Here is a 17121-nt window from a genome sequence, read left to right as displayed (position 1 = left end):
CGGCCCGGCCCGCCCGGGACGGTCACGGCGCGGGTGGCGGTACGGGCACGGCCAGCCCCTCCAGCAGGGTGCGGGCCGCGCCCAGTACCAGTTCGCAGATCTCGTCCGGGTCGGCGCTGGCCAGCGGTTCCTTGCCGACCACCACCCGCATCAGCCCGATGCCGAGCAGCCAGGACAGCACCAGGTCGGCCCGCAGGTCGCTGTCCTGCCGGTCGCTGAGGCCGGCCAGCACCCGGGCGTACTCGTCCCCCAACAGCCGTCCGGTGGCGGCCACTTCGTCGCTGCCGCCGGTGGACCGCAGGAACGCCTCCAGCGAGCGGTCGCCCAGCCGCCCGTCATCGGCCAGCAGCATTCCGCGCAGCGCGGCCTCCAGCAGGCTCTCCGGCGCCGTGGCCTTCAGCTGCTCGCGGCCGTTGCGTTCCAGTACCTCGCCGAACAGGGCCTTCTTCGAGCCGAAGTAGCGGAACAGCAGCGCCTGGTTGACGCCCGCGCGGGCCGCGATGTCCCGTACGGTGGCGCGCTCGAAGCCCCGCTCGGCGAAGAGCGCCGCCGCCGCATCCAGCAGCGCCTGGCGGGTGGCCTGGGCGTCGCGCGGCCGCTTCGGCTGGATCTCGACCATCTGTGCATCCCTCCCCGGAAGTCCGTCAGGATAGCGGCCCCTCCGGGCCGTTGACTGCCGCCATCGGCGGATCTACGCTCTATGTAAGCACGTGCTTACACTTGGAGGTCCAAGGTGACCACAGCCGACATCGAGCCCCTGACGTACCCCTTCAACGAATCGATCGGCCTCGGGATCTCCGAGACCTACGAGAAGGCCCGCGCGAGCGACGGCCTGCTGCGCGTACGCATGGCCTACGGCGAACCCGCCTGGCTGGTCACGCGGTACGCGGACGCCCGGCTGGTGCTGGGCGACCGGCGCTTCAGCCGGGCCGAGGCCGTCCACCACGACCCGCCCCGGCAGGGCGAGGCCCGGCAGGACTCCGGCATCCTCAGCATGGATCCGCCGGACCACACCCGGCTGCGCACCCTGGTGGCCAAGGCGTTCACCGTCCACCAGGTGGAGAAACTGAGGCCCGCCGTAAAGGAGTTGGCCGAGGGGTTACTGGACGCGCTGGAGGCGGCGGGACCGCCTGCGGACCTGGTGGAGGACTACGCGCTGCCGATACCGGTCGCCGTCATCTGCCGTATGCTCGGAGTGCCCACCGAGGACCGGCCGCAGTTCCGGGTGTGGAGCGACGCCGCGCTGTCCACCAGTTCGCTGACGGCCGAGGAGTTCGAGGTCCAGCGCGAGGAACTGCGCGCCTACATGCGGCAGTTGGTGGAACGCCATCGCGCTGAACCGCAGGACGACCTGATGACCGCGCTGATCGAGGCGCGGGACGTGGACGACCGGCTCTCCGAGCTGGAGCTGGTCGATCTGTGCGTGGGGCTGCTGGTCGCCGGTCATGAGACAACGGCCACCCAGATCCCCAACTTCGTCTGCACTCTGCTGGATCACCCCGACGAACTCGCCCGGCTGCGGGCCGACATCGACCTGATCCCCACCGCCGTCGAGGAGTTGATGCGGTTCGTACCGCTGGGCAGCGGCGCGGGCTTCCCCCGCTACGCGACGGAGGACATCGAGATCGGCGGCACCCTGGTGCGAGCGGGAGAGCCGGTGCTGGTGGCCGTGGGCGCGGCCAACCGGGACGCGCTGCGGTTCAGCGAGCCGGGCAAGCTGGACGTCGCCCGCCAGAGCAACCAGCACCTCGGGTTCGGGCACGGAGTGCACCACTGTCTGGGCGCACCCCTGGCCCGCCTGGAGCTGCAGGAGGCGCTACGGGCCCTGATCACCCGCTTCCCGGGACTGCGTCTGGTGGGCGACATCGAGTGGAAGACGCAGATGCTGGTCCGGGGACCACGGAGCATGCCGGTGGGATGGTGATATGCGATGACCTGGCACATCGAGATAGACAAGCACCAGTGCATGGCCTCCGGGATGTGCGCGGGCATAGCGCCCGAACTGTTCGAGCTGGACGACGACCACGCTCACCCGCTGCGGCCCGACGGCCCGCCGGACGAGCGCGCGCTGGACGCCGCCGACTCCTGCCCGGCGATGGCCATCACCGTGACCGAGGGGGAGGAGGTCATCGGACCGCGGCCCTGACCCGGAACTGCGCTTCGGCGCGGTCCGAGTGACCATGGATCCATGCTGCTGTCTGATGTCGCCCGGACCTCGCAGGAGGTGGCTCAGGCCGCCGCGCGCTCCCGCAAGGTGGAACTGCTGGCCCGGCTGTTCCGTATGACGGAGCCCGCACAGGCCCCGATCGTGATCACTTATCTGGCCGGGCGGCTGCCGCAGCGCCGTATCGGGGTGGGCTGGAGCACGCTGGCCGAGCGGGTACCGGCTGCGGCAGAGCCCCGGTTGGACGTGGCCGAGGTCGATGCCGCGCTCGGCCGGATCGCGGCCATCACCGGCAAGGGCGCACAGGGCGAGCGGCGACGGCAGGTACGGGAGCTGATGTCCGCGGCCACCGAAGAGGAACAGCGCTTCCTGCTCGCCCTGATCGGCGGTGAGCTGCGCCAGGGCGCCCTCGACGCCCTGGCCGTCGAAGGCCTCGCCGCGGCGACCGATGTGCCGGCACCGGAGGTGCGCCGGGCGGTGATGCTGGGCGGAACGCTGGGCGCGGTCGCCGAGGCGCTGCTGGCTCGCGGCCCGGGCGCACTGGCCGACTTCCAACTGGAGGTCGGCCGCCCGGTGTTGCCCATGCTGGCGCACACCGCCAAGAGCGTGGAGGAGGCACTGGACAGGCTGGGCCCCTGCGCGATCGAGGAGAAGCTGGACGGCATCCGCGTCCAGGTGCACCGCGCGGGCGAGAACGTACGGATCTACACCCGCACCCTCGATGAGATCACCTCACGGCTGCCCGAAGTGGTGAGCGCCGCCCGACAACTCCCCGCCGATCGGCTGGTGTTGGACGGGGAGGTGATCGCGTTGGGGGCGGACGGGCGGCCCAAGCCGTTCCAGGAGACCGCGGGGCGGGTCGGTTCCCGACTGGATGTCGCGGGCGCGCAGGCCGCGCTGCCGCTGTCGCCGGTCTTCTTCGACCTGCTGTCCGTGGACGGCCGCGATCTGCTGGCGTTGCCCACCACCCAGCGCCATGCCGAACTGGCCCGGGTGGTTCCGGAGCCGCTGCGGGTCCGTCGCCTGGTCGCCGACGACCCCGGTGACCCGGAAACGCGGGAAGCGGCAAAGGACTTCACCGCGGCGACACTGGCCCGCGGCCACGAGGGCGTACTGGTCAAGGCGTTGGACGCGCCGTACAGCGCGGGTCGGCGCGGTGCCTCCTGGCTGAAGGTCAAACCCGTACACACCCTCGACCTGGTGGTGCTGGCCGCCGAGTGGGGACATGGGCGGCGCACCGGAAAGCTGTCCAACCTGCACCTGGGCGCCCGGCGGCCGGACGGCGGCTTCGCCATGCTGGGCAAGACCTTCAAGGGGCTGACCGACGTCATGCTCGACTGGCAGACGGACCGGCTGCGGGAGTTGGCGGTGCGCACCGAACCCTGGGGTGTGGTGGTGCGGCCCGAACTGGTGGTGGAGATCGCCTTCGACGGGGTGCAGCGCTCCACCCGCTACCCGGAAGGGGTGACCCTGCGGTTCGCCCGCGTACTGCGCTACCGCGAGGACAAGCCGCCCGAGGAGGCGGACACCGTGGAGACGGTGCTCGGATTCCGGGCCTGAGGGCTACGGGCCCGGGGCCCGCGTCCCTGGGCCTTCGGCGGCGGGTGTGGCGGGCTTGGCGGCCTGTGGCGGGATGGTTACGGTGTGCCCATGGAGCCGGTGAGCGCGGTACTGCTCGACATCGACGGTGTGCTCACGGTGTCCTGGCAGCCGCTGCCCGGCGCCGTGGACGCCGTACGGCGGCTGCGCGCGGCGGACATCCCGCTGGCGCTGGTGACCAACACGACCTCGCGGACCCGCGCCGCCATCGCCGCCACGCTCTCCGAGGCGGGCTTCCCGGTCAGCGCCGAGGACATCCTCACCGCACCCGCCGTCGCCGCCCGCTATCTGGCCGACCGCCACCCCGGCGCCCGCTGCGCCCTGCTCAACAGCGGTGACATCGCGGAGGACCTGAGCGCGGTCACCCTGGTCCCGGACACCGATGAGACGCCCCCTGACGTGGTGGTGGTCGGCGGTGCGGGCCCCGAGTTCGACTACCGGGCGCTGAACCGGGCGTTCGGCCACCTGCAGCACGGGGCCCGGCTGGTGGCGATGCACCGCAACCTGTACTGGCGCACCGCCGAGGGGCTCAGCCTGGACACCGGCGCCTTCCTGCTGGGCCTGGAACAGGCGGCCGGGGTCGAGGCGGAGATCGTCGGGAAGCCCGCCGAGGCGTTCTTCGGCACCGCTCTGGCACATCTGGGCGTCGCACCGCGGCAGGCCCTCATGGTCGGCGACGACATCGAGTCCGATGTGCTGGCGGCCCAACGCCGAGGCATCACAGGGGTGTTGGTCAAGACCGGCAAGTACCTGCCGCGCACCCACCAGAACGCCTCCGGGACCCCTGATCATGTGCTGGACTCCATCGCCGACCTGCCCGACCTGCTGGGGCTACCCGACCGCTGAGGGCGGTACGGCAGGCGCATGCCGTACCGCCCTCAGCCGCAGGTCACTTGATGCCGATCACCATCGAGTCCGGGCCGGCGAGGTGCTCCACCCGGCTCTCACGGAATCCGGCCTCCGCCAGCCACCCCCGGCACTCGGCGCCGGTGTAGTCGAATCCGCCCCTGGTCTCCACCAGCATGTTCAGGCTCATCAGCAGCCCGAAGTCGTTCTCCCGGCGCTCGTCGTCGATCAGCGACTCGAAGACGACGACCGCGCCCGCTTCGGGTAGCGCCGCGTACGCCTTCTCCAGCAGCATCCGCTTGGTGGGCAGGTCCCAGTCGTGCAGGATGTGCCCGAACACCAGCACATCGGCGGCGGGCAGCGGATCGGTGAAGAAGTCACCAGCCCTGAACGACAGCCGGTCGGTGAGGCCAGCCGCGGTCACGTACTCCTCGAAGTGCCGCCGCATCGGCGGAAGGTCGAACCCGGTGCCGGACAGCTGGGCGTGCCGCCCTAGCACCCCGGTGAGCAGCGCGCCCTCGGAACAGCCGATGTCGGCCACCGTACGGTACGTCGACCAGGGGAAGCGCTCGGCGATCCTTGCTATGGGGCCGGACGACAGCCCGGTCATGGCGCGTGAGAAGGTCTTGCTCTGGTGGTCGTCGGCGTAGGCGCCGTCGAAGAAGTCGCTCTGCTTGGCCTCCTCGCACTGCGGCTCCCCGGTGCGCAGCGCCTCGGTCAGCCGCGCCCAGGACGAGTACAGCTGCCCAGCGGCCAGTTCCAGCATCCCGCCGACATAGCCCGGCGCCGAGCGCACCAAGTAGCGTGCCGTGTCCGGGGTGTTGGCGTACCGGCCGGTCTCCTCCCGGTCCAGGAGGCCGAGCGCCACCAGGGTGTCGAAGAAGTCCCGGGCGCCACGCGGATGTACACCTGTGCGGGCGCGTAACTCCTCGTATTCCAGCGGTCCTTCGGTAAGCGCGCCGAAGACGTCCAACTCGACCGCGCTCAACAGCGCCTTGGCGTCCCAGAATCCCAGCCCCACCCGCAGGATCCGTTCCGGTGACCCGGAATCCCGGCGACTGTCCTGGTCCCTTACCTGATTAGCCATCAGTTCGATCCCCTCTCGGACGCGCCCTGTGCCACGCCCGCTGGCGCGACAGGAGTGATTCTGGGGGACGCTACTGACTCCCGCCAGACCGCCTCTCGGTTTCGAGCCGGTCAACGGAATTGAATTTCCGGCATGCGGGATGCTTGCGGGTGCAATGTGGCAGTGGATGCCCATGCTCACGAGATCACCGCAGTCCAGGGGCTGCGGCTCGGGGCGAAGCGGAGAGAGGATGGAGCGAAGTCTGACGCAGCGCACCGGGGCGCGCGCCGGGCCATGGCCGTCCTCGACGGGCGAAAGGGGTGACCGGGAATGAGTGCGACAGACGCGTTCCCGGCTGGCCTGGGCGGCCCCGAGAGCGCGGACGCCGCCGCCCCACCGGGCGGGCTGCTCGACGTGCTGAGCGTCGCCGCGGTGGTGCTGGACGCCACCGGGCGGATCACCCTGTGGAGCCCCCAGGCCGAGGAACTGTTCGGCTACAGCGCAGAGGAGGCGCTGGGCCGGTACGCGGCTCAGCTGCTGGTGGACGAGCGGAACCGGGAGCAGATCCTCAAGCTGTTCGCCGAGGTCATGGCGGTCGGCCAGAACTGGGCCGGGGTGTTCCCCATCCGGCACAAGGACGGCAGCACCCGCCTGGTCGAGTTCCGCAACATGCGGCTGCAGGACGCCCACCACGGCTTCTACGCCCTGGGGATCGCCACCGACCAGGCGACCCTGCGCCGGTTGGAGACCGAGCTGTCGCTGTCCATGCGGCTGGTCAGTCAGTCGCCGATCGGCCTCGGCATACTCGACACCGACCTGCGGTACGTGACCGTCAACCCCGCCCTGGAGCGGATCAACGGCATCCCCGCCGACCAGCACATCGGCCGCCACGTCCGCGAGGCGCTGCCCTTCCTGGACGTCGACACGATCGAGTCCTCGATGCTCGAGGTGCTGGAGAGCGGTGTGCCGCTGCTCGACCAGTTCGCCACCGGCCGCACCCCCTCCGACCCGGACGAACACGCCTGGTCGGTGTCGTACTACCGGCTGGAGGACCCGGCCGGAAGGGTGCTGGGCCTGGCCACCTCGGTGGTGGACATCACCGAACGGCACCGTGCGGCCATCGCGGCCGCCCAGGCACGCGAACGGCTCACCCTCATCGCCGACGCCACCGTGCGCATCGGGACCACGCTCGACCTCGACCAGACCGCCCGCGAGCTGGCCGACGTCTGCGTCCCCGAGCTGGCCGACGTGGCCGCGGTCGACGTGCTGGACTCGATCACCGACGACCGGCGCGGCAACTCGGGCTTCGAGCGCGACCGCCCGGTCTTCCGCGCCCTCGCCGTGGCGGCGGCCTACCACACCGAGGCCACCCGGGCCGCGGACCCCACCGGCGAGGTCGCCGCGTACGACCCGGACCGCTTGGTCACCGAGTGCGTGCGCACCGGTCGTCCGGTCCTCGTGCCCCGGGTGCGGCCGGAGGACCTGCCCCGCATCGCCCGGGATCGGACCGCCGCCGAACTGCTGGCCCGCTGCGGACTGCACTCCTACCTCGCGGTGCCGCTGATCGCCCGGGGCGCGGTCGTCGGCGCGCTGGACCTCAAACGCGCCCGCAACCCGGTGCCGTTCACCGAGGACGACGCCGTGCTCGCCTGCGAGTTGGCCGCCCGCGCCGCGGTGTGCATCGACAACGCCCGCTGGTACCAGACGCAACGCCGAGCCGCCCTGACCCTGCAACGGGACCTGCTGCCGCCGCCCCCGCCGCGCCGCCCCGGACTCGACGTGGCCTACCGCTACCAGCCCGCCGCGGGCACCAGCGAGGTCGGCGGCGACTGGTTCGACGTCATACCGCTCAGCGGCGACCGCACCGCACTCGTCGTCGGCGACGTCATGGGCAGCGGCATCAACGCCGCGGCCACCATGGGCCAGATGCGCACCGCCACCCGCGCCCTCGCCGGACTGGGCCTCGACCCCGCCGACCTCTTCGGCCACCTCGACCACATAGCCGACGGCCTGGGCCGCTCCACCACCTGCGTCTACGTCGTCCACGACCCGCAGCGGGCGCAGTGCAGGATCTCCAACGCGGGCCATCTGCCTCCGGTGTTGATGCGCCCCGGCCAGCCCCCGCAACTGCTGGACCTGCCCACCGGCGCCCCGCTCGGGGTAGGCGGTGTGCCCTTCGAGACCACCGTGCTGGACCTGGCCCCCGGGGACCAACTGGTGCTGTACACCGACGGGTTGGTGGAGACCCGGGACACCTCCATCGACACCCGGCTCGGAGCCCTGCTCGACGTTCTCTCCGGGCCGCCCCGGCCGTTGGAGACCACCTGCGACGTGCTGCTACGGGTGCTGCGCCACCCCGAGGACCACGACGACGTGGCGCTGCTGATCGCCCGCTCAACGGGCACCGCCGAGGACTGACCTCAGCTCCGCACGCCCATCGCGCCGAGCAACAGCGGTAGTGAGCGGTGTAGTTCACGTTGCCAGTAGGGCCAACTGTGCGTGCCGTGGCCGTAGAAGTCGGTGACCAGGCGGTGGTCGCCGAGCGCGTGCAGCCGGTCGGCCACATGGCGGCCCTCGGCCAGGAAGAGGGTCTCGTACGGGCTGGTCACGCCCGGCGGATCGAACGGCCCCGCGGTGCCGTCCCCGCAGGACAGGAAGACCGGCAGCCGTCGCAGCACCCCGGCCAGCGCGTACGGATCGTGCTCGGCCCAGATCTGCCGGTCGGCCACCGGATCGCCCCACAGCGCGTACGGGTCGGCGCCCTGGCCGCGCACGATGGCCAGCACGTTGGCCGGGCCGCCGTGCGGATAGAGCGGATCGGCGACCCCGCTGTAGGAGGCGGCGGCGCGGAACATGCCCGGGTGCCGGGCCGCGTAGGACAGCGCCCCGAAGCCGCCCATCGACAGCCCGGCGACCGCCCGGTCGGGTCCGGCGCCGTAGGAGCGCTCCAGCAGCTGCCGCAGCTCGGTGAGGTGGAAGGTCTCCCAGCGCGGCGTGCCGCCGGTTCCGTAGTTCCACCAGTCGCTGTAGAAGCCGGTCGTGCCCGCCTCCGGCATCACCACCAGCACCCGGCGCAGCGCCGGGATGCTGGCCACATCGGTCTTCGCGGTCCAGCCGGTGTAGTCGTCGCAGCATCCGTGCAGCAGCCACAGCGTGGGCCAGCTGCGGTGCGGCCGGGGCGTCCAGCCGTCGGGGGTGAGCAGCCGGACCTTGGCGGTGCGGCCGAGCGCGGGGGAGGAGACGGTCAGATCGAGTTGCCGGGCGGCGATCCGCCGCTCGGCCACCACCCGGGCCGCGCCACCGACCTGGGCCTGGGCGGGCACGGCGGACAGCGCGAGTGCGGCGATGACGCCCAGCAGGGGCAGTACGCGAACGAGTCGTCTCACCGCTGGTATCCGATCCCCGAGCCGAAGGCGAACAGCGTTCCGCCGCCCGTAACCTGACGCACCGTAACCGGTAGCCTACCGGTTGGCGCGGTGCCGAGCAGGGTGTTCGCCAACGCGGTGACGGAGACCGGCTGGTAGTCGTAGGCGGCCAGATATGTTGTGGCGGTGGGGAAGTAGGCGATGTCGTACGGGCCGCCGACCGAGGCGACCACGATCGGCCGCCCGGTGGCCAGGAGTTGCCGCACCAGGCTCTGCTGGGCGGAATCGCTCCAGGCGTTGTAGCTGGTCACCACGGTGACGTCATGGGCCCTGGCCGCGGCCACAGCGGTGTCGATGGTGTGCTGGTCCGGTGAGCCGGTCCACAGACGGTCGGTGGCCAGCCCCTGGGCGGCCAGGGCGTTCGCCAGGTTCAGCGTCGTGGCGGTCCCCCATCCGGTGACCAGGACCCGCGTCCCGGAGTGCGCTGTCAGCGGCAGCACGCGGCGGGTGTCGCGCAGCAGGGTGATGGAACGGCGGGCGATCCCGGCCATCACGCCCGGGGCGTCGAACGGGTTGCGGGGCGCGGCCGGGTAGCGGTGCTGGAGCAGGCCCAGTTGGGCCTTCATCCGCAGGATGCGGTGCACCGACTGGTCGATGCGCGCGGTGCTGATCCTGCCGGTGCGCACGGCGTTCAGCACCGCGTGCACCGCGCCCGGCAGGTCGGGTGGCATCAGCAGTTCGTCGTCGCCCGCGCTGATGGCGTCCAGCACCACCTGGTCCGGGGCGATCCCGGCCAGCGCGGCGGCGCTGAGCGCATCGGTGATCACCACTCCGTCGTAGTGCAGCGTGCCGCGCAGCAGGCCGGTGACGATGGGCCGGGAGAGGCTGGCGGGCAGTCCGGACGGGTCGAGGGAGGGCGCCACGATGTGCGCCGCCATGATGGACGGCACGCCCGCCGCGATGGCCGCCCGGAACGGCGGTACGTCCCTGGCCATGATCTGGGCCCGGGTCTCATGGGTGACCGCCACACCGTTGTCGGTGTTGACCGTGGTGTCGCCGAGTCCCGGGAAGTGCTTGGCCTGCGCGCCCACGCCGCTCGCCGCGTAGCCGTGTACCGCGGCGGCCGCGAAGCGGGCGGTCCACCCGGTGCGGTCGCCGAACGCCCTTGGCCCGTCAGCGCTGTTGAGGGGGTTGGTGTTGACGTCCACCACGGGCGCGTCGTCCGTGTTGATGCCCAGCGCCCGCAGTTGCGCGCCGCTGACCGAGGCGGCGCGGTAGGCGGCGGCTGGGTCGAAGGTGGCGCCTATTGCCATGTTGCCCGGCGACACGGCGAGCGGTGCGCCGATCCGGTTGACGGTGCCGCCCTCCTGGTCGGTGCTGATCTGCAGCGGGACGCCGCCGGGGGCGGCGGTCGCGGCGTGCTGTAGTCCGGCGGACAGCGCGGTGATCTGCCGGGGGTCGTTGAGGTTGTCGCTCCAGGAGAAGTAGATGACGCCGCCGAGGTGGTACCTGGCCAGCAGTTGCGCGCCGTTGCCCACGTCGGCGCCGTACAGCCGGTGGTTGGCCGCTACGTCCACGGGGTCGGTGGTGGTGGCGGTGGCGCCGTACACCTCGGAGACGAACAGCTGGCCGACCTTCTCCGGTAGCGTCATCCGCGTCATCAGCATGTTGACCTGGTGGTCCGTGGCGGTGGCGAGTGGTGCGGCGGCGGTGCTGACGGTGACCGCGGCGGCGGTCAGCAGAACGGTCGTGACCGCACCAGCACGCATCAGCGCCTCCCGGCGACGAAGTGACGGACCGTGCGCGGCATTGCACCGCGTCGCTGACGCGGTGTCAATATCCTGCGCCGACAGGCGGATCCCGGCCGTGCGCTCATTGACCGGGACCCGTCACATGCGTACGTTGCCAGGCATGTCACCGATGAGCAGACGCGGGTTCGTCGCCGCGACCGCGCTCGGTGTCGGCACCGTCGGCGCCGCTGCCCCGGCGCACGGCCGGGAGCCGGTACTGACCGGTGCGGACGTACTGGCGGCACAGGGCTGGCGGGCGCTCGCCGGACGCCGGACGGGCGTGCTCACCAACCCCACCGGTGTACTGCGCGACCTCACCCACATCGTGGACGCCATGACCGCCGCGAACGCCCGACCGGTCGCCGCGTTCGGCCCGGAACACGGCTTCCGCGGCACCTCCCAGGCCGGTGGCTCCGAGGGCGACTACACCGATCCGCGCACCGGCATCCCGGTCTACGACGCCTACGGCGCGAGCGCGGAGCAACTGGCCGCGATGTACCGCAAGGCGGGCGTGGACACCGTGGTGTTCGACATCGCCGGCGTCGGCGCCCGTTTCTACACCTACACCTGGACGATGTACGTGGCGATGGTGGCGGCGGTGCGCACCGGCGCCGCGTTCGTCGTGCTGGACCGCCCCAACCCCAACGGCGGCCAGGCATACGGCCCGCAGCTCGACCCGCGATTCGCGACCGGTGTCGGACTCAAACCCGTCGTGCAGCAGCCGGGCATGACCGCTGGTGAACTGGCCAGGATGTTCGACGCGATCTTCGTGCCCGGTGACACCGGCGGCCGACGGCTGAGCAGTCTGGACGTCGTACCGGTGCGCGGCTACCGGCGCGACATGCTGTTCACAGACACCGGTCTGCCCTGGGTGCCGCCCAGCCCCAACATGCCCACCGGCGACACCGCGCTGCTCTACCCCGGAACCTGCCTGTTCGAGGGCACCCTGCTCTCCGAAGGCCGCGGCACCACCCGGCCGTTCGAGATGATCGGCGCGCCCGGCATCGACTGGCACTGGGCGGAGACGCTGAACGCGATGGGCCTGCCGGGCGTGCGGTTCCGGGAGAACTACACGGTTCCCACCTTCGACAAGTTCGCGGGCACCACCTGTGGCGGTGTCCAGGTGCATCTCACCGACCGCCGCGGGGTGGACCCCATCACCACCGCGGTGGCCATGATCGTGACCGCCCGCCGGCTGTACCGCTCGGTCTTCGGCTGGCGGCCCGACCACTGGATCGACGACCTGAGCGGCTCCAGCAGGCTGCGCACCATGGTCGACGCGGGCGCCCCGGCCGAGGAGGTGGTCGGCGCCTGGCACACCGAACTCGAAGTGTTTCGCGAGCGCCGCGAACCGTTCCTGCTGTACCGCTAGCCAGCGCGCACACCGAACGAGGGGAGAACCGCGATGTTCGCCCGCCGAGCCGCCCTCACGGCCGTGGCACTGGCCGCCGCCGTGGGGCTGGTCGCCGCTACCGCGCCCGCCGGCGCCGTAGCGACTCATCCGGCCCGGCCCCCCGCCAACGGCCGCTTCGACCAGCCGCACCGGGACTTCGCGCCACCGTGGACCGTACTGCGCGGCGGTACCCCCGAGCAGGCCGGGCTCGACCCGGCCCCGATCCGCACCGCACTCGCCGAAGAGGACGCCTGGACCAGGCCCGACCCGGCCACCGGCCACCCGATGTTCTCCGGCCAGGTCACGCTGCTGGCACACGACGGAGTCGTGGTGGCCGACCACGCCAGCGGCTACGCGCTGCGCTACGCGGACCGCCAGGGCGATCCGCTCCCCGCGGCCCGGCAGATCCCCATGCGCACCGACACCATCTTCGACCTGGCGTCCCTTTCGAAGCTGTTCACCTCCATCGTGGCGGTGCAGCAACTCCAGGCCGGGCGGCTCCAGCTGAACGCCACCGTCGCCAGCTACCTGCCGGAGTTCGCCAGCCACGGCAAGGGCTCGATCACCATCGAGGAACTGCTCACCCACACCTCCGGCCTGCCACCGGACCCCAGCCCGCCGCTGTGGCAGTACCCCGACATGCCCTCCCGGGTCAGGGCCATCTTGGACACCACCCCGCAGAACCCGCCGGGCAGCACGTATCTGTACTCAGACCTGAACATGCTCACGCTGCAACAGGTGCTGCAACACATCACCGGCGAACCGCTGGACACCCTGGTGCGAGACGGCATCACGGGTCCGCTGGGCATGCGCGACACCATGTACAACCCGCCCGCCCCGCTCCGGACGCGGATCGCCGCCGAGGAGTACGAGGACGGCCCTGGCGAGCCGCAACGCGGCCTGGTGTGGGGGCAGGTGCACGACGAGAACGCGTGGGCGATGGGGGGTGTCGCCGGACACGCCGGCGTGTTCTCCACCGTCGCAGACGTGGCGGTGCTCGCCCAGGCCGTCCTCAACGGCGGTACGTACCGCGGGCATCGGATCCTGACCCAGTACTGGGTGCGACAGATGCTGACCGACTTCAACAGCCGGTTCCCGGGCGACGGGCACGGTCTGGGCTTCGAACTCGACCAGCGCTGGTACATGGGCCGGTTGGACAGCCCTGCCACCGCGGGGCACACCGGCTTCACCGGCACGACCATCGTCATCGACCCCGAATCCCGCTCCATCGCGCTGCAGTTCAGCAACCGCGTGCACCCCACCCGTGACTGGGGCTCCACCAACCCGGCCCGGCGCGCCGCCGCCGACGGCCTGGCCGACGCGATGGCGATACGCGCACCGCACGGCGTACCGTCCTGGTACTCCGGCATCGGCGACGCCGGCACCGCGACGCTCACCGTCTCCGTCACCCCGCGCGGCGGTCCGCTGGCCATCCACTACGACACCTTCGTGGACACCGAACCCGGGAGCGACTTCGTCCACCTGGAGTCCAGCACCGACGGCGGCGCCACCTGGCAGCCGGTCCCGGTCACCGTCACCGGCCCGGGCGCACCGCCCGGAACGCAACTGGCACTGTCCGGCGGCACCCGTTCCTGGTGGCGGGCATCCGCCCAACTCCCGGCGTACCAAGGCGCGGTGCTGCTGCGCTGGCGCTACACCACGGATCCGGCCTACACCGGCCGGGGGGTGAACGTCTCCGGTGTGCGGATCCACGACGGCCGCGGGCTGCTGTTCAACGGCGACCAGGATCCGGGCGCGTTCACCCCCGACGCGTGGACGCTGAGCAGCCGCTGAGGGTGCGACTCGCCCGATGTGCCGAATAATGTCCGACCGATCGCCATATGTGAGTCTAGGAGGGATATCGGTGGTATCAGGCTGCCACCATTGAGGAACGAAGAGGGTGAGTGACTGGTGCGTCTGTCGGCTCGCTATACGACGTCCGCCTGTATCGCCGCCGCACTGCTCGGGGTCCAGGGGCTGCTCATGCCCTGGCCCATCGCCGCCGGCGGACCGCTGACCGTACCGCTCGACGATTCCGGGGCCACCGCCGGTTCGCCCTTCTGGGTGGATCCGCGCAATCGCGCCGACGAGCAGGCCGCGGTGTGGCAGGAGCGGGGCCGGGAGGACGACGCGGACCTGCTGCGGCGGATCGCCGACCAGCCGACGGCGACCTGGCTCGGCGAGGGCGATCCGACCGAACGCGTCCGGCGGGTCACCATGGAGGCCCAACTTTCCCGCCGAGTACCGGTGTTGGTCGCCTACAACATCCCCCACCGCGACTGCGGACAGTACTCCGCCGGTGGGGCCGCGGACGGTGCCGCCTACCGCGCGTGGATCGACCGGCTGGCCGACGGGATCGAGAACCGCAGGGCCTGGGTGGTACTGGAGCCCGACGCGGTGGCCCAACTGGTCACCTGCGCCGCCAACCAGGGCGATCGCGAACGGCTCGACCTGCTGGCGTACGGCGTGCGGACGCTCAAGTCGCTGCCCAACACGGCCGTCTACCTGGACGCCGGAAACGCGGGCTGGATCCGCGATCCGCGGCAACTGGTGGACGCGTTGCGTAAGGCCGACATCAAGGAGGCCAACGGGTTCGCCCTCAACGTCTCCAACTTCCAGACTACGCAGGCCAGTGAGGAGTACGGACACCGGCTGTCCGCACTGCTGGGCGGTACCCACTTCGTCATCGACACCAGCCGCAACGGCGGCGGTCCGCTGGTCCGCGCCCAGCAGGCGGCGGAGCAGGAAGGCGCGCAGTCCTGGTGCAACCCGCCGGACCGGGCGCTGGGCCGCCCGCCGACCACGGCGACCGGCGACCGCCAGGTCGACGCCTATCTGTGGGTCAAGCGCCCCGGCGAGTCCGACGGCGCCTGCCGGGGCGGCCCGCCCGCGGGCCAGTGGTGGCCGGACTACGCCCTCCAACTGGCCCGCAGGTCAGGCAACTGGCCGTCGGTCACCGAACGTGAACCCAGCGGGCCTGCGAAGGAGTCCCGCGCCGGTCGGTGAGGAACAGCATGTACCAACCGGACGGCACCAGCGACGGATCCCGCGGCACGGTGACGGTCACCGAACGGTCGTGCCGCACCAGGTCCAGGGCGATCGAGCGCTGTTCCACATCGGTGACGTGGGTGACCGCGCTCGGCCGCATCAGCCGCGCCGCGCGCACCCCGCCGGCCGACCCGCTGTGGAAGGTCACCGACTGTCCGCGCTCCACTTCCACCGGGCCGGAGCCCAACTCCGGCCTGGTCCGGCCGTAGAGGTACGGCGGGCTGTAGACCTCGATGCGCTGCTCGAAGGGGGCGTCCTCGGTGTTGGCCTTGTCCGCGAACAGCGGGTTGGAACCGAAGACGGCGATCCGCCCGTCCGGCAGCAGCAGCGCCTCGGAGTGGTAGTCCCGCCCGACGGTCGGCGCGGCGGCCGGACGGAACGTGCCCTGGGCCGGGTCGTAGAACTGCGCCCTGAGCACGTCGCTGGCCTCCTTGCCCCGGTAGTCCAGCGATCCACCCGAGGTGAACACGGAGTCGTCCGGGGTGAGCACCGCGTTGAGGTAGCGGGTGCCCTGCGGCAGGTCGGGGCCGTCCTTGTAGCGCGGGCGTTCCTGACCGAGGTCCACGACGGCGGTGCGCCCGGTCGACCGGTGCGACTCGCCCACCCCGCCGCCGCCGAGGATCATCACCGACTGCCGCTGCGCCGGCGGCAGCAGTACGGACGCGGAGGTCTCGGTCTGGTCGGGGTCGTGCAGACCCGGCACCGGGGTGAAGGTGTTGGCGCGCGGATCCCACACGCCGGGGGTGCGGCCCTGGTCGGCCGGACCGTAACCGGCGTTGGAACCGGAGTAGAACAGCTTGCCGCCCTTGGTGAGGAACAGCGCCGGATAGGTGGGGAAGTAGCGCGTCGGCCCCGGCGACCACCTGCGCGTCGCAGGGTCGAAGATCTCGTTCTTGCCGGGGATGATCTGGCCCATGTCGTCCAGGCCGGAGACCGCCATCACCCTGTTGTCCGCCAGTGTGACCAGCGTCGGGTACCAGCGGGCCTCCGACATGGACGTGACCTGGACGTAGCGCTCGGACTCCGGGTCGAAGAGGTAGGACTCCCGCAGTCCCTGGAAGTCCTTCTTGTCCAGGCCGAGTTTGGTCGCCAGGCCGTAGTGGTTGCGCGCGTCGTCGCCCTTGAGGCCGACGATCCGGTACTGGTCGGCGGTGTTGGAGATACCCCCCTCACCGTCGCGCACCGACTCGACGTAGACCCGCGCCTCGCTGGCGGTGACGGTGACCTTCTTCTTCGGGCCGAAACCGGTCACCGTCTTCGTGGCGGCCGGTACGGTGATGGGCAGTTGGGAGGCGTACTCCTTGCCGGTCGAGCCGCGGAAGACCGTGCCCTTGGGGAACGTCATCGGGTGGTCCGGGCTCTCGTTCTTGATCACCATCGCGCCGCCGGCCCGCTTGACGTCGCCCTGGAGCTTCTCGTAGCGGGCGGTGCCGCCCGCCACCAGGAGTTGCCCGTCGGGGAGTTGGGCGTGGCCGCCGCAGAACATGTCCTTCGGGGTCGGGATCTCCTTGAAGGTGTTGTTCACCGGGTCCCACAGCACGCTCTGGAACGTGCCCGCTCTGAAGTTCTTCTCGTTGTTGCCCGATCCGGCGATCAGCAGCACCTTGCCGGTGTGCAGCAGTGCGGCGTGGATCGAGTTGATCCGGTACTGCTTGGGCACATCGACCAGGTCCCAGTGGCCGTACATCGCCTTGTAGCCGGGCTGGTTGATCTTGTACTGGTGGTAGGAGTGCTCGGCGAAGCCCAGAGCGGCCGGGCCGTTCATCGCGGCGAGGACGACGAACGCCGCCACACCGATCGCGGTCTTGCGGGTCTGCGGGCTGGGGCGGTACCTCACAGGATCTGTCCTT

13 protein-coding genes are annotated in these 17121 nt (G+C 71.3%); 8 read left to right on the top strand and 5 right to left on the bottom strand.

What is annotated here, in order from left to right:
- Positions 1 to 22 precede the first annotated feature (22 nt).
- On the bottom strand, positions 23 to 619 hold the full coding sequence (locus O5O46_RS08330; RefSeq protein WP_269854656.1) for a TetR/AcrR family transcriptional regulator: 597 nt from the start codon (positions 617 to 619) through the stop codon (positions 23 to 25).
- A 114-nt stretch (positions 620 to 733) separates the two neighbouring features.
- Here O5O46_RS08330 and O5O46_RS08325 point away from each other — a divergent pair, with 114 nt between their 5' ends.
- The 4 genes from O5O46_RS08325 to O5O46_RS08310 all read left to right on the top strand — a co-directional run bounded on the left by O5O46_RS08325 (position 734) and on the right by O5O46_RS08310 (position 4609).
- On the top strand, positions 734 to 1924 hold the full coding sequence (locus O5O46_RS08325) for a cytochrome P450 (RefSeq protein ID WP_269854655.1): 1191 nt from the start codon (positions 734 to 736) through the stop codon (positions 1922 to 1924).
- Between the two features lie 6 nt (positions 1925 to 1930).
- Positions 1931 to 2146, top strand: a complete 216-nt coding sequence (locus O5O46_RS08320; RefSeq protein WP_269854654.1) for a ferredoxin — start codon at positions 1931 to 1933, stop codon at positions 2144 to 2146.
- Between the two features lie 42 nt (positions 2147 to 2188).
- A complete protein-coding gene (locus tag O5O46_RS08315) occupies positions 2189 to 3724 on the top strand; it encodes an ATP-dependent DNA ligase (protein ID WP_269854653.1) in 1536 nt (511 codons plus the stop codon).
- Positions 3725 to 3814: 90 nt separating this feature from the next.
- Entirely contained in the window at positions 3815 to 4609 is a 795-nt protein-coding gene (locus tag O5O46_RS08310; protein WP_269854652.1) for a TIGR01458 family HAD-type hydrolase, read from the top strand.
- A gap of 43 nt (positions 4610 to 4652) precedes the next feature.
- On the opposite strand, the gene O5O46_RS08305 is transcribed toward O5O46_RS08310, so the two are convergent.
- On the bottom strand, positions 4653 to 5696 hold the full coding sequence (locus O5O46_RS08305) for a methyltransferase (protein ID WP_269854651.1): 1044 nt from the start codon (positions 5694 to 5696) through the stop codon (positions 4653 to 4655).
- Between the two features lie 309 nt (positions 5697 to 6005).
- Here O5O46_RS08305 and O5O46_RS08300 point away from each other — a divergent pair, with 309 nt between their 5' ends.
- Positions 6006 to 8093, top strand: a complete 2088-nt coding sequence (locus O5O46_RS08300) for a SpoIIE family protein phosphatase (RefSeq protein WP_269854650.1) — start codon at positions 6006 to 6008, stop codon at positions 8091 to 8093.
- 2 nt (positions 8094 to 8095) lie between these two features.
- Here O5O46_RS08300 and O5O46_RS08295 read toward each other — a convergent pair whose 3' ends face one another.
- Positions 8096 to 9061, bottom strand: coding sequence for an alpha/beta hydrolase (locus O5O46_RS08295; protein WP_269854649.1), 966 nt, complete (start codon positions 9059 to 9061; stop codon positions 8096 to 8098).
- Positions 9058 to 10809, bottom strand: coding sequence for a glycoside hydrolase family 3 protein (locus O5O46_RS08290; RefSeq protein ID WP_269854648.1), 1752 nt, complete (start codon positions 10807 to 10809; stop codon positions 9058 to 9060). Before O5O46_RS08290 ends, O5O46_RS08295 begins: the two co-directional genes overlap by 4 nt.
- A gap of 142 nt (positions 10810 to 10951) precedes the next feature.
- Between O5O46_RS08290 and O5O46_RS08285 the strand changes: the two genes are divergently transcribed.
- From O5O46_RS08285 to O5O46_RS08275, 3 genes are all read left to right on the top strand, one after another.
- The gene (locus tag O5O46_RS08285; protein WP_269854647.1) at positions 10952 to 12202 is read left to right on the top strand and encodes an exo-beta-N-acetylmuramidase NamZ family protein; all 1251 of its coding nucleotides are present in this window, start codon (positions 10952 to 10954) and stop codon (positions 12200 to 12202) included.
- A 33-nt stretch (positions 12203 to 12235) separates the two neighbouring features.
- Entirely contained in the window at positions 12236 to 14017 is a 1782-nt protein-coding gene (locus O5O46_RS08280) for a serine hydrolase (RefSeq protein ID WP_269854646.1), read from the top strand.
- A 123-nt stretch (positions 14018 to 14140) separates the two neighbouring features.
- The gene (locus O5O46_RS08275; RefSeq protein WP_443072452.1) at positions 14141 to 15229 is read left to right on the top strand and encodes a glycoside hydrolase family 6 protein; all 1089 of its coding nucleotides are present in this window, start codon (positions 14141 to 14143) and stop codon (positions 15227 to 15229) included.
- Here O5O46_RS08275 and O5O46_RS08270 read toward each other — a convergent pair.
- Complete coding sequence (locus O5O46_RS08270; protein WP_269854644.1) at positions 15177 to 17108, bottom strand: galactose oxidase early set domain-containing protein; 1932 nt, start codon at positions 17106 to 17108, stop codon at positions 15177 to 15179. The genes O5O46_RS08275 and O5O46_RS08270 overlap by 53 nt on opposite strands.
- Positions 17109 to 17121: the final 13 nt, after the last annotated feature.

The sequence above is a fragment of the Streptomyces sp. RPT161 genome, from assembly GCF_027533845.1.
In the GTDB taxonomy this organism is placed as follows: Bacteria; Actinomycetota; Actinomycetes; order Streptomycetales; family Streptomycetaceae; genus Streptantibioticus_A; species Streptantibioticus_A silvisoli_A.
The sequence above is the reverse complement of the archived record's forward strand: the minus strand, read 5'-3'. Positions and strand labels throughout refer to the sequence as shown.

Coding starts and splice junctions, on each gene's coding strand:
- O5O46_RS08330 (WP_269854656.1), bottom strand. CDS start 619: ATGGTCGAGATCCAGCCGAAGCGGCCGCGCGACGCCCAGGCCACCCGC.
- O5O46_RS08320 (WP_269854654.1), top strand. CDS start 1,931: ATGACCTGGCACATCGAGATAGACAAGCACCAGTGCATGGCCTCCGGG.
- O5O46_RS08315 (WP_269854653.1), top strand. CDS start 2,189: ATGCTGCTGTCTGATGTCGCCCGGACCTCGCAGGAGGTGGCTCAGGCC.
- O5O46_RS08310 (WP_269854652.1), top strand. CDS start 3,815: ATGGAGCCGGTGAGCGCGGTACTGCTCGACATCGACGGTGTGCTCACG.
- O5O46_RS08305 (WP_269854651.1), bottom strand. CDS start 5,696: ATGGCTAATCAGGTAAGGGACCAGGACAGTCGCCGGGATTCCGGGTCA.
- O5O46_RS08300 (WP_269854650.1), top strand. CDS start 6,006: ATGAGTGCGACAGACGCGTTCCCGGCTGGCCTGGGCGGCCCCGAGAGC.
- O5O46_RS08290 (WP_269854648.1), bottom strand. CDS start 10,809: ATGCGTGCTGGTGCGGTCACGACCGTTCTGCTGACCGCCGCCGCGGTC.
- O5O46_RS08285 (WP_269854647.1), top strand. CDS start 10,952: ATGTCACCGATGAGCAGACGCGGGTTCGTCGCCGCGACCGCGCTCGGT.
- O5O46_RS08280 (WP_269854646.1), top strand. CDS start 12,236: ATGTTCGCCCGCCGAGCCGCCCTCACGGCCGTGGCACTGGCCGCCGCC.